Origin of the sequence: Olsenella uli (assembly GCF_901212655.1) — a bacterium.
Lineage (GTDB): Bacteria > Actinomycetota > Coriobacteriia > Coriobacteriales > Atopobiaceae > Parolsenella > Parolsenella uli_A.
The window spans coordinates 63,872-76,387 of record NZ_CAAKON010000023.1; the positions used below are offsets into that span (position 1 = coordinate 63,872).

Genomic DNA, 12,516 nt, shown 5'->3' on the forward strand with positions numbered 1-12,516 from the left:
CGCGCGAGGCACAAGGCCCGCGCACGAGCCGATGGGAAGCCGATGACCGAACTCCTCCTCATAGCAGACGACCTCACGGGAGCCCTCGATGGCGCCGTGGCGTTCGTCGCCGCGGGGGTCGAGGTCTACCCGCTCGCGGGTGCGGGCCCCAGCGCAGACGAGCTCAGGTGTGGCGCCCGCGTCGTGGCCGTGAACGCCGCGACCCGCCACCTCACGCCCGAGGACGCCTCCTCCGCCGTCTCAAAGCTCGTTTGTGCCGCTCGTGAGGCCGGCGTGCGCGTGGTCTTCAAGAAGACGGACTCGGCGCTGCGCGGCAACGTGGGCGCAGAGCTCGCCGCCGCCCGTGACGTCCTGGGTGGCACGGCTCACTTCGTCCCCGCGTACCCCGGGCTCGGCCGTGTCACCCGCGGGGGCGTCCACTACGTGGACGGCGTGCCCGTGGGCGAGAGCTCCTTTGGGCGCGACCCATTCGAGCCGGTTCGCCACTCCGCCGTGCGCGACGTGATTGCCAGCCAGACCGCCACCGCCACCTGCACCGTGGCGGCCGGCGAGGAGGCCCCCGCCGCCTTCGAGGGCATCGCGGCCTACGATGCCACCACGCAGGATGAGGTCGACGCCATTGCCGGGCGCCTGCTTGCCGACGCCCCCGTGCTCGTTGCCGGCTGTGCCGGCCTCGCCGCTGGCGTGGCCCGTGCCCTCGGCGTCTCCGAGCTGCCCGTGCCCGAGCTGCCCTCTGGCAACGTCGCGGCACTCTGCGGCAGCGTGAACCCCGCCTCCATCGCCCAGTGCGCCTTCGCCACGGCCGCCGGCGCCCCCCAGTGGGTGGTCACCGAGGACCAGAAGAAGGACGCCCGCTGGGCCGATTCCCCCGAGTTCTCCGAGCTCGCCCACGCTGTTGCCGGCAGCTGGGACGCCCGTCCGCTCACCGTGGTGGATGCGAGCGCCTACACGCCCGCGCCCGACGGGGCGGCCCCTGCGCCCGCCGTGCGCGACCAGGTTGCCGCCAACCTCGGCGCCCTCGCGCTCGCCGTCGCCCGCGTCCACGCCGGGCAGGACGGCTACCTCTTCGTCATGGGCGGCGACGTGCTGCTCGCCCTCGTCGAGGCGGCCCGCGCCCGCACCCTCAAGATTCTGGGCGAGGTCACGACCGGCGTTGTTGCCAACGAGCTTCTGGTTGACGGCGTGCGCGTGAACGTCATCTCCAAGTCCGGCGGCTTTGGCGAGAGGGACCTGTTCCAGTGGGTCTCCGAGCGCCTTGCCGCGCCCCGCGCCGTCTAGGCGCGCCTGAGCTTTTGTCGAAAGATGGGCCAGACCCCAAAGGGGAGGCCCTCAACAAGAAGGGGAGTTGCACACATGCTTAAGCAGTATTGCCTCAAGCTTCCGAAGGCCGTCTACTCGGGCGAGGACGCCACCGACAAGGTGGCCCAGGTCGTTGCCGAGAACAAGGCCACGAAGGTGTGCCTGTTCACCGACAAGGCCCTCCACAAGTTGGGCCTCGCCGACGAGGCCGTCCGCCTCATCAGGGAGGCCGGCGCCGAGGTCGAGGTCATCGACGACATCCCCGCCGAGCCTGCCTACGCCGACGTCCAGGCCGTCGTGGACCGCTTCAAGGCCATGGGTGCCGACCAGATCGTGGCCGTGGGCGGCGGCTCGGTCATGGACACCGCCAAGCTCGTGGCCGTGCTCGCCACCGACGAGTACGACATCAAGGACCTGCTCGCCGACCCCACGAAGGCCAAGAAGCAGATTCGCACGCTCATGATCCCCACCACCGCCGGCACCGGCGCCGAGGCCACGCCCAACGCCATCGTGGCCGTGCCCGAGGACGAGCTCAAGGTGGGCATCGTCTCCAACGAGATGATGGCTGACGACGTCATCCTCGACGCTCGCATGATTAAGAACCTCCCGCGCCCGATTGCCGCGTCCATCGGCATCGATGCCCTCTGCCACGCCATCGAGTGCTACACCTCCACGAAGGCCAACCCGCTCTCCGACACCTTCGCGCTCGAGGCTCTCGACCTCATCCTCAAGAACATAATCCCGGCCTGCGACGATCCCGAGGCCATGGAGGCCAAGCGCAACATGCAGCTCGCGAGCTTCTACGCGGGCATCGCCATCACGGCCGCCGGCACCACCGCGGTCCACGCCCTGAGCTACCCGCTTGGCGGCCGCTACCACATCGCCCACGGCGTCTCCAACGCCATTCTGCTCGTGCCGGTCTTCCGCTTCAACGAGCCGGCCATCCGCGGCCGCCTCGCAACCGCCTACGACCGCTGCGTTGCCGGCGACGCCGCCACCGACGAGGGGAAGTCCGCCGCGATGATCGAGCTGCTCGACAAGATCGTGAGGCACCTCGACATCCCCAAGAACCTTGGCGAGCTGGGCGTCGAGAACCCCGACCTTGACGGCCTGGTTGAGGCCGGCATGAAGGTCACCCGCCTGCTCGTGAACAACATGCGCGAGGTCACGCCCGAGGACGCCCGCGCCATCTACCAGCAGATCATCTAGACAACCGAGGGGCGTCGCGGGCGTTGCCTGAGCGTCTGCGACGTGCCAAGCGCATGGCGAGGGGCGCGCCGTAATCGTCCCACCGCACAAGCTATGGGCCCAAGGCCCCGGAGAAAGGGAACCGCCATGAAGAACATCGAGCTCAAGGGTATCGTTGTCCCCATCGTCACCCCGATGAACGAGGACGAGACCATCAACACCGAGGAGCTGTGCCGCCAGGTCGACCGCCAGATCGAGGCCGGCATCCACGGCATCTTCCCGTTTGGCACCAACGGCGAGGGCTACATCCTCAACGGCGAGGAGAAGAAGCTCGTCCTCGAGACCGTCATCGACCAGGTTGCCGGCCGCGTGCCCGTCTACGCCGGTACGGGCTGCGTCTCCACCAAGGAGACCATCGAGCAGTGCAAGATGGCCGAGGCCGCCGGCGCCGACATCCTCTCCGTGATTACCCCGAGCTTCGCCAAGGCCAGCCAGCACGAGCTCAAGGTCCACTACGAGACCGTCGCCGCCGCCGTGCCCAACATGCCGATCGTGCTCTACAACATCCCGATGCGCACCGGCAACGCCCTTGAGCCCGAGACCGTCGTCGAGCTCGCCCACGTGGACAATATCGTGGGTGCCAAGGACTCCTCCGGCGACTGGGACAACCTGTCCGCCTATATCGAGCTCACCAAGGGCCTCGACTTTGGCGTGCTCTCCGGCAACGACGCCCTCATCCTCAAGGCCCTCCAGGCCGGTGCCAAGGGCGCCATCGCCGGCTGCGCCAACGTCTACCCCAAGAACATGGTGGGCATCTATGAGAACTTCGTCGCCGGCGACCTCGAGGCCGCCGAGGCCTGCCAGGGCAACGTCGCCGCGCTGCGCGCCTGCTTCAAGTACGGCAACCCCAACACCGTGGTGAAGACGGCCGTGAACCTGCTCGGCTACCCGGTTGGCAAGTGCCGCGCCCCGTTCAACTACCTCTGCCCCGAGGGCGTCGAGGCCCTGAAGGCCGCCCTCGAGTCCGACCGTGAGAAGGGAATCTGCTAGATGGCCGACACACGTCCCATCGTCGGCATCACCATGGGTGACCCGGCTGGCAATGGCCCCGAGATCACCGTCAAGGCGCTTGCCGACGCCACCCTGTATGACCGGTGCCGCCCCATCGTGGTGGGCGACGCCAAGATGCTCGAGCAGGCCAAGGGCTTCGTCGGGCACCCCGAGATCGCGATCAACCCGGTCTCCTCCGTGGCCGACGCCAAGTTCGAGGCCGGCACCATCGACGTCTACCACCTCGATCTCATCGCCGACGTGAAGGCGTTCAAGCTCGGCGAGGTGTCTGCCGAGGGCGGAAACGCCGCCTTCCAGAGCGTCAAGAAGGTCATCGAGCTCGCCATGGCCGGCGAGGTTGACGCCACGGTCACAAACGCGCTCAACAAGGAGGCCATGAACCTCGCGCTCGCGCCCAAGGGCATGCACTTCGATGGGCACACCGAGATCTACGCCACCTACACGCACACCAAGAAGTACACGATGATGCTCGCCCACCACGACTTCCGCGTGGTGCACGTCTCCACCCACGTGAGCCTGCGCGAGGCCTGCGACCGCGTGAAGACGCCGCGCGTCCTCGAGTGCATCGAGCTGGCCAACGAGGCCTGCAAGAACCTCGGCATCGAGAACCCGCGCGTGGCCGTTGCCGGCCTCAACCCGCACTGTGGCGAGAACGGCCTGTTTGGCATGGAGGAGATCGACGAGATCAAGCCTGCCATCGAGATCGCGAAGGCCCGCGGCATCAACGCGATTGGCCCCTGCCCGCCCGATTCCGTGTTCTCCGAGATGCACGGCGGCTGGTACGACATCTGCGTGTGCATGTACCACGACCAGGGGCACATCCCCACGAAGGTTCTGGGCTTCAACTACGACCGCGACGCCCAGGCGTGGAAGGCGGTCGAGGGCGTGAACGTCACGCTGGGCCTGCCCATCATCCGCACCTCGGTGGACCACGGCACCGGCTTTGCGCTCGCGGGCAAGGGCACGAGCAATGCGCTCTCCCTCGTGAACGCCATCGACTACGCGCTGCGCATGGCGGCCGGCAAGAAGGCCAAGGAGCAGTAGGTGGGCGAGGGCCTCAGGCGGCCCGGCACCCTTGAGGAGGGGTGGCGCCGGGCCGCGGGGCCTTCCAGCAAGGAAGTACGGCGGCACCTGAGGTTCCGCCAGCACTCTTTATAGGTTGGTGACGGCACGGGCCGCCACCAAGGGGGGCCACCGCACGCGCGGTGGCGAGAAAGGAGAAGGCAATGACCACAGCGATGATTCTCGCTCTCGTCGTGCTCGTCGCCATGATCCTCATGATCATGTTCGACGTCCTGCCGTTCGGCGTGCCGCCCCTGGCATGCTGCGTTCTTATCGTGATCTTTGGCTCCGTCTTCGGTGGTGCCATGCCCGAGCTCGAGAAGCCCTGGGACATCTCGTACGCCTTCGCGGGCTTCACCAACAACACGGTGTGGATGCTCGCGTTCTTCATGGTCATCCTGGCAGCCATCCAGAAGACCCAGATGATCAACAAGGTCAAGGACGCCATGACCAAGCTCGTCGAGATTGGCGGCTTCAAGAGCTACGTGGCGCTGCTCATCGTCGTCATGCTCGGCGCCTCCATCCTCGGCATGGGCTCAACGGCCTTCTACGTGCTGATCTTCTCGCTTGTCGTCACCATGCCCTATAACGACAAGCTTCCGGGCTCCAAGCTGATGCTCCCGCTCGGCATCGCCTCCAACCACCCGCTCATCCCCATCAACGTTGCCCTGCAGTACGGTGTGGCCGTCTCCATCCTGGCCTCCGCCGGCCTCGGCGAGTCCATCTCGATGATGCAGTTCGCCATCGTCACGCTCTTCCTGTCCGTTGGATTCTTCGTCTGGGCGGTCATCGGCTACAGGTTCCTCCCGAGCCACCCCGTGGCCGAGCCCACCGTCGAGAACGCTGCCGCGCTCTCCGGTGACGGCGCCGCCACCATGGAGCCCTGGAAGGAGGCCATTACGATCATCTCCTTCGTGGTCGCCATCGTTGCCATGATGTTCGTCGACACCCTCGGCCAGCTCTCCTACATCATCCCGGGCGTTGCTGCCATCGTGATGCTGCTCATCAAGGTCCTGGACTTCACCGAGTTCCGCGACAACCTCTTCAGCCCGATCATCCTCATGACCGCCGGCGTCATCCCCGTGGCCAACTGCCTTGCCGACTCTGGCCTGTCCCTCATGGTGGGCAACGCGGTCGCCAGCGTCATCGGCACCGGCGTGCCTCCGTTCGTCCTGCTGCTCATCTTCACCGTGCTCTGCTCCACGTTCGCCTGCTTCACCGGCTCCCAGGTGGGCATCGCGATGATCTTCGCCCCGCTCGCCATCGCCGTGTGCCAGGGTCTCGGCTACAACCCGATGGCCGCCTGCGTGGCCGTCGTGCTCTCCGCCTGGGCCGGCCACTACATGCCGATCGACGGCCTGCCCGCCATGGCCTACGGCATGGGCAAGTACACGATGGCCGAGTTCTGGAAGTTCACCATCCCGCAGTACGTCGTGCGCCTGCTGTTCCTCTGTGCCGGCGCCCTGATCGTCTTCCCGATGTAGGACCTCTGACAGACTCGCTCGAAAACACTGGGGCCGCCTCGCCAAAGCGGCGGGGCGGCCCCGATTCGTAACCATCTGAGAAGGAGAGCTCCATGCCCATCAAGACGCTGCCCGGCCTCACGCCCGACGGCCAGATTTACTTCGACGAGGACATGCAGGTCAGCGAGGCCATGCTGCCGCCTGGTCCCTGGAAGACCGCCCATGGCCCCGGCCTGCTCGAGACGCCCGCCGGCACGCTGCTGTGCTGCTGGTTTGCCGGCACCTTCGAGGGCGACACGGACATCAACATCGTGGTGTCCCGTCTGGAGAAGGGTGCCTCCCAGTGGGAGGAGCCCACGTACATCTCCCAGAACGACGACCGCTCTGACCAGAACCCGTCGCTGTTCCTGGCCCCCAACGGCGACATCTGGGCCATGTACACCTCCCAGCTGGGCCGCCAGCCGGGCAAGGACAACATGCAGTACACGAGCGTCATCAAGCGTCAGGTGAGCCGCGACGACGGCCGTACCTGGAGCGAGCCGGAGGTCATGTTTGGCGACGAGGGCACCTTTGCCCGCCAGGCCATCCAGGTGCTCTCCAACGGCCGCTGGATCTACGGCCTGTGGCTCTGCACGGACTCCGCCAACGGCCTTGCAGGCGACCCGAGTGCCTTCATGGTCTCTGACGACCAGGGCGCCACCTGGAAGCGCGTCGACATGCCGGGCTCTGCCGGCCGCGTGCACCCCAGCGTCGTCGACCTGGGCGACGGCCACCTGGCCGCGTTCATGCGCTCGCGCGAGGCTGACTTCATCTACCGCAGCGAGTCCAGCGACTACGGCGACACCTGGAGCGTGCCGGTGCCCACGCCGCTGCCCAACAACAACTCGGGCATCGCGGCGCTGCGCCTCGCGAGCGGGCGCGTGGCCATCGCCTACAACCACAACTCCGCGCCTGCCACCTATGGCAAGAAGGGCGCCTGGCCGGCGCTGCGCAACCCCGTGTCCATCGCGCTCTCCGAGGATGGCGGCAAGACCTTCCCGCTCATCCGCCACATCGAGCGCGGCGAGGGCTATGTGGGAGACGAGAACAAGTTCAACAACCGTCAGTACGAGTACCCCACGCTCATCCAGGCGGCCGACGGCATGCTGCACCTGGCCTATGCCTACCAGACGCGTCGCGGCGTGAAGTGGGTGACGCTCTCCGAGGACGACGTCATGGGCAAGGTGCGCGGCGAGGGTACCTACAACCCCACCTCCGGCGAGGGCTGCCGCTAGGACGGCCGCCGGGGTCAAGCGGAATCCGCCGGGTTGCTCGCGACGACGCGTGCGGGCGGAAGGCAACAAGAAGGCAATGGCGGGTCGCGCGCCTGCCTCAACAAGAAGGGACGCACCATGATTTACGACGGACTGAAGGAAATCGGCCGCTACCGTGGCCTCAAGGACACGCTCGACACGCTCATCGACTGGCTGGCCGAGAACGATCCCGCGGAGCTTCCCCTGGGCAAGACCGTGATTGACGGCGACAAGGTATTCGCCAATACCATGGAGTCTTCCACCAAGCCCCTCGAGGAGGGCCGCTTCGAGTTCCACCACCACTACGCCGACGTCCAGGTTGACCTTGAGGGTGCCGAGCGCTTCTGCGTCACGCCGGGCTCCATCGACATCACGGTGCCCTACGACGCGGATTCGGACAAGGGCTACGGCCTGGCCTCCGAGGGCAACGACGACGTGCTCACGGGCACGCTCGACCATGGGCGCTTCGTGGTCTACGTTCCGGGCGAGCCCCACATGTGCAACATCGTGATTCCGGGCCAGGAGGTTGGCCCGCTCAAGAAGATCTGCTTCAAGGTGCTCTGGGACTAGCGGAGGACCTATCCGGGCGTTGGCGTCCGGGCGAGGATGGGGTCGCTCGAGGCCGGCCGGGGGTGGTGACCTCGGCCGGCTGCGGCTGGCGAGGCAAGGCAATGCGGGGCCCTCGCTCGGCGGCCTTGCCTATGCCGCGATCGGGCCCAACCTCGCGTTTATTGCCCTGGCGCCCGCGCTTGCCTTGGCGGTTGCCGTGTGGCTCGCGAGGCGGGCGAGCCTCGACGGGGTTACGGCGTAGGACCGCGACTGAAGATGGACCGGGGCGTCCGTGCGCCCATGGTATGAAAACTAATACCCGCGCAGACCGTTCGCGTAAAAGTCGAACGCTTTAGTGGGACGACACAGCTGAGGAACAATTTGCGTAGGGTACTATGAAAAGGCGTTTTGAAAGCGCGCCTGGCATTGCAGGCTTGATGGGCCCTTGCCCCTCCTGGGGAATTATGATCGGGCATCAAGCTGCTGGGCGCTCGAGACCCAGGAGGAGACAGCGTTGAAACAGTATCTGGAAACCAGGCAGGCCGTGCTTGACGAGCTCGGCACGACGGAGGCGGGGGGCCTCACGTCTGCCGAGGCTTCGCAGCGTCTTGCGAAGCATGGTCCCAACAAGCTGAGGGAAGAGGAGAAGACCCCGCTCTGGATTCGCTTCTTCCAGCAGATGGCCGATCCCATGGTCATCATGCTGATCGTGGCCGCGGCCATCTCGGCGGCCACCGGCTTCATCCAGGGCGAGCCCGACTTCGCCGACGTGATCATCATCATGGCGGTCGTCGTCATCAACTCCGCGCTCGGCGTCATCCAGGAGGCCAAGAGCGAGGAGGCCCTGGCGGCCCTTCAGGAGATGAGCGCTGCCCAGTCCAAGGTCATCCGCGACGGCAAGATGGTCTCGCTCCACTCGAGCGAACTCGTCCCCGGTGACATCATCCTGCTCGAGGCCGGCGACTCCGTGCCCGCGGACTGCCGCGTCCTCGAGAGCGCGTCCATGAAGATTGAGGAGGCCGCTCTCACCGGCGAGTCTGTGCCGGTGGACAAGCACGCCGACGTCATCGCACTTGCCGACGGTGCCGACGACGTGTCCCTCGGTGACCGTAAGAACATGTGCTACATGGGCTCCACCGTCGTCTACGGCCGCGGGCGCGCCGTCGTGTGCGGCACGGGCATGGAGACCGAGATGGGCAAGATTGCCGGCGCCCTGTCCGAGGCCAAGGAGGAGCTCACCCCGCTGCAGATCAAGCTCGCCGAGCTCTCGAACATCCTCACCAAGCTCGTCATCGTGATCTGCGTCGTCGTCTTTGCCGTCGACGTCCTGCGCCACGGCCTCAGCAACGTCGCAACTGAGCCTGCCTACCTGCTCGACACCTTCATGGTGGCCGTGTCGCTGGCAGTCGCCGCCATCCCCGAGGGCCTCGTGGCCGTCGTGACCATCGTGCTGTCCCTCGGCGTTACCAAGATGGCCAAGCGCCAGGCCATCATCCGCAACCTGTCTGCCGTCGAGACCCTCGGCTGCACCCAGGTCATCTGCTCGGACAAGACCGGCACCCTCACCCAGAACAAGATGACCGTGGTCAAGCACGAGCTCTCCTGTGACGAGAACACGCTGCTTGCCGGCATGGCCCTGTGCTCCGACGCCAAGTGGGATGCCGAGAAGGGCGTTGCCGTGGGCGAGCCCACCGAGTGCGCCCTCGTGACCGATGCCGCCAACGCCGGCCTCACGAGCCTCGTGGAGGAGGAGCCGCGCCTTGGCGAGGCCCCGTTCGACTCCGGCCGCAAGATGATGTCCGTCGTCATCAAGCGCAAGGACGGCTCCATCGAGCAGTTCACCAAGGGTGGCCCCGACGTCGTCCTCGGCCGCTGCACGCACATCTGGGAGGACGGCAAGGTCGTCCCGATGACCGACGCCCACCGCGAGCGCATCATGGCCGCCAACAAGGCCATGGCCGACGAGGCCCTGCGCGTGCTCGCCCTCGCCAGCAAGGACCTGGACGAGGTCCCGGCCGACTGCTCGCCCGAGGCCCTCGAGCACGACCTCGTGTTCTGCGGCCTCTCCGGCATGATCGACCCCGAGCGTCCCGAGGTGGCTCCGGCCATCAAGGAGGCCCACGACGCCGGCATCCGCACCGTCATGATCACCGGCGACCACATCGACACAGCCGTCGCCATCGCCAAGAACCTCGGCATCATCACGGACCGCAGCCAGGCCATCACCGGCGCCGAGCTCGACAAGATGAGCGACGAGGAGCTCGACCGCGTCATCGAGAACTACGGCGTCTACGCTCGCGTCCAGCCTGAGCACAAGACCCGCATCGTCGAGGCTTGGAAGTCTCGCGACCAGATCGTTGCCATGACCGGCGATGGCGTGAATGACGCGCCGTCCATCAAGCGCGCCGACATCGGCGTGGGCATGGGCATCACCGGCACCGACGTCACCAAGGGCGTTGCCGACATGGTGCTCGCCGATGACAACTTCGCCACCATCATCAGCGCGTGCGAAGAGGGTCGTCGCATCTACGACAACATCCGCAAGGTCATCCAGTTCTTGCTCTCCGCGAACCTTGCCGAGGTCTTCTCGGTGTTCATCGCCACGCTCATCGGCTTCACCCTGTTCCAGCCGGTGCAGCTGCTCTGGGTCAATCTCGTGACGGACTGCTTCCCGGCGCTGGCGCTTGGCATGGAGGAGGCCGAGGGCAACGTCATGAAGCGCAAGCCCCGCAACGCCTCCGACGGCGTGTTTGCCGGCCACATGGGCCTCGACTGCATCGTCCAGGGCCTCATCATCACCGTGCTGGTCCTCGCGAGCTTCTTTGCGGGCATCTACATGTTCACCGGCACCATCGACTTTGAGGCGCTTGCCGCCGGCCTGGTCTCCGATGTTGACGAGAAGGGCGTCATGATGGCGTTCATCACGCTCAACATGGTCGAGATCTTCCACTGCTTCAACATGCGCAGCCGTCGCCTGTCGCTGTTCCAGATGCCCAAGCAGAACAAGTGGCTCTGGGGCGCCGCAATCCTGGCCCTCGTGCTGACGCTCATCGTGGTCGAGGTCGACTCGCTGGCCATGATGTTCTTTGGCGTGCACCAGCTCGAGTTCTCCGGCATGCTCGCTGCCCTGGGCATCGCGTTTTTGATTATCCCGCTGACCGAGATCTACAAGGCAATCATGCGTGCCGTGGAGAAGGACGCCGAGCGCATGTATTCGTCCAGACGGGCTGCCCGCGCATAACGCGCACCGCCTGCGCCCCTGCCGAATATCCGGCAGGGGCGCTTTTTTGTGGCGAATGGACCCTCTGAGCTGCTAGGCTATCGGCCCGTACGGCAACGGCGGCGAGTGGGGTGCACGTGGGCAAGCGAGCGGCGAAGACATCTGGCAAGGCGCGGCGTCGCTCGGGCGGCGGCGTGGGCACGAGGGCGTCCAGGCGAGGCCGTGGCGCAGGCTCGGCCGAGGTGCTGAGCGACCTTCCTGCCGTGGACGAGCTTGCCAACGTGCCTGCCTTCGAGGACTTGCGCCCGAGCGAGGCCCAGCGCGAGGCGTTCCTTACGGCGCGTGAGCAGGTCGCGAGCCGCATGGGGCGAAACTACGCCGATGCGCTCGACCTGGGATGCGTGGTGCGCCTCGACCGCGGCTTTCCGCTGGTGGCCTGCGAGGGTCGCTCCTTCAGGGCGGAGCACGCCGTTGGGTTTGCCAAGGGTGTCGCCGCCGAGACAGGCCTCATGCCAACGGTGGGAGATTGGGTGGCCGTGGCCCTGCCGCCCGAGCACGATATGGGCGTCATCGAGGAGGTGCTCCCCAGGCGCTCAGCCTTCGTGCGGTGGCGCGGGGGTCGCAGGGGCGAGTTTCAGACGCTCGCGGCCAACCTTGACGCCGTAGTGGTTGTGGCGGCGCTTGGCGAGGGCGAGGTTCCACTCGACAGAATTGCTCGCTCGCTCGTGCTCGTGCGTGACTGCGGGGCCGTTCCGGCAGTGGTGCTCACCAAGGCAGACCGCAAGCAGAGCGATGACGCCCTGGAGGCGGACGTGGCCCGGGTGCGACGCCTTGCGGGCGAGGACGCGCGCGTGGTGGTTACGTCGTCCGCCGAGGGCGTGGGCATCGACGCGGTGCGCGCGCTTGTTCCGGAGCGTTCCGTGGCCATGATCCTGGGCGAGTCTGGCGCCGGCAAGTCGACTTTGCTCAACGCTCTGCTCGGGCAGGACGCGCTGGCCACGGGCGCCGTGCGCGAGCGAGACGACGCGGGGCGCCACACCACGGTGGCCCGCATGATGGTGAAGGTGCCCGGCGCGGGCGTCATCTGCGACGCCCCCGGGCTCAGGAGCCTGCCGCTCGTGGGACACGAGCGCGGGCTTGCCCTCGCGTTTCCCGAAATCGCCGAGCTGGCGGGGGAGTGCCGCTTCAGGGACTGCACCCATGGCAGCGAGCCGGGCTGTGCCGTTCGTGCGGCGGGGCGCGCCGGCGAGCTGGACGAGGTGCGCCTCCAGGCCTATCTGGCGCTTGCGGACGAGATGCGCGCAAGTGCCCAGTCACTCGACCCGGACGTGACGCTGTAGGGCCCTTTGGTGCCCTTGGGACAAGACTCCCT

9 protein-coding genes are annotated in these 12,516 nt (G+C 66.8%); all 9 read left to right on the forward strand.

Going from position 1 to position 12,516, the window contains the following annotated elements; genetic code table 11:
• Positions 1–42 precede the first annotated feature (42 nt).
• Positions 43–1,278 (forward strand): four-carbon acid sugar kinase family protein, encoded by a 1,236-nt coding sequence (locus EFAMC2_RS05135; RefSeq protein ID WP_154027767.1) that lies wholly within the window; start codon positions 43–45, stop codon positions 1,276–1,278.
• Positions 1,279–1,353: 75 nt separating this feature from the next.
• The gene (locus EFAMC2_RS05140; RefSeq protein WP_154027769.1) at positions 1,354–2,508 is read left to right on the forward strand and encodes an iron-containing alcohol dehydrogenase; all 1,155 of its coding nucleotides are present in this window, start codon (positions 1,354–1,356) and stop codon (positions 2,506–2,508) included.
• 126 nt (positions 2,509–2,634) lie between these two features.
• Positions 2,635–3,537 carry a 4-hydroxy-tetrahydrodipicolinate synthase gene (gene dapA / locus EFAMC2_RS05145; RefSeq protein WP_154027771.1) on the forward strand — a complete coding sequence of 301 codons (903 nt, stop codon included), beginning with the start codon at positions 2,635–2,637 and terminating at the stop codon, positions 3,535–3,537.
• Entirely contained in the window at positions 3,538–4,602 is a 1,065-nt protein-coding gene (gene pdxA, locus EFAMC2_RS05150) for a 4-hydroxythreonine-4-phosphate dehydrogenase PdxA (RefSeq protein WP_154027773.1), read from the forward strand.
• A gap of 182 nt (positions 4,603–4,784) precedes the next feature.
• Positions 4,785–6,104 carry an SLC13 family permease gene (locus EFAMC2_RS05155; RefSeq protein ID WP_154027775.1) on the forward strand — a complete coding sequence of 440 codons (1,320 nt, stop codon included), beginning with the start codon at positions 4,785–4,787 and terminating at the stop codon, positions 6,102–6,104.
• A 92-nt stretch (positions 6,105–6,196) separates the two neighbouring features.
• Positions 6,197–7,357 (forward strand): sialidase family protein, encoded by a 1,161-nt coding sequence (locus tag EFAMC2_RS05160; RefSeq protein ID WP_154027776.1) that lies wholly within the window; start codon positions 6,197–6,199, stop codon positions 7,355–7,357.
• 117 nt (positions 7,358–7,474) lie between these two features.
• The gene (locus tag EFAMC2_RS05165) at positions 7,475–7,945 is read left to right on the forward strand and encodes a YhcH/YjgK/YiaL family protein (protein ID WP_154027778.1); all 471 of its coding nucleotides are present in this window, start codon (positions 7,475–7,477) and stop codon (positions 7,943–7,945) included.
• 493 nt (positions 7,946–8,438) lie between these two features.
• Positions 8,439–11,165 carry a cation-translocating P-type ATPase gene (locus tag EFAMC2_RS05170; RefSeq protein ID WP_154027780.1) on the forward strand — a complete coding sequence of 909 codons (2,727 nt, stop codon included), beginning with the start codon at positions 8,439–8,441 and terminating at the stop codon, positions 11,163–11,165.
• A gap of 116 nt (positions 11,166–11,281) precedes the next feature.
• The gene (gene rsgA, locus EFAMC2_RS05175; protein WP_154027782.1) at positions 11,282–12,484 is read left to right on the forward strand and encodes a ribosome small subunit-dependent GTPase A; all 1,203 of its coding nucleotides are present in this window, start codon (positions 11,282–11,284) and stop codon (positions 12,482–12,484) included.
• Positions 12,485–12,516: the final 32 nt, after the last annotated feature.

Coding starts and splice junctions, on each gene's coding strand:
- EFAMC2_RS05135 (WP_154027767.1), top strand. CDS start 43: ATGACCGAACTCCTCCTCATAGCAGACGACCTCACGGGAGCCCTCGAT.
- EFAMC2_RS05140 (WP_154027769.1), top strand. CDS start 1,354: ATGCTTAAGCAGTATTGCCTCAAGCTTCCGAAGGCCGTCTACTCGGGC.
- dapA (WP_154027771.1), top strand. CDS start 2,635: ATGAAGAACATCGAGCTCAAGGGTATCGTTGTCCCCATCGTCACCCCG.
- pdxA (WP_154027773.1), top strand. CDS start 3,538: ATGGCCGACACACGTCCCATCGTCGGCATCACCATGGGTGACCCGGCT.
- EFAMC2_RS05155 (WP_154027775.1), top strand. CDS start 4,785: ATGACCACAGCGATGATTCTCGCTCTCGTCGTGCTCGTCGCCATGATC.
- EFAMC2_RS05160 (WP_154027776.1), top strand. CDS start 6,197: ATGCCCATCAAGACGCTGCCCGGCCTCACGCCCGACGGCCAGATTTAC.
- EFAMC2_RS05165 (WP_154027778.1), top strand. CDS start 7,475: ATGATTTACGACGGACTGAAGGAAATCGGCCGCTACCGTGGCCTCAAG.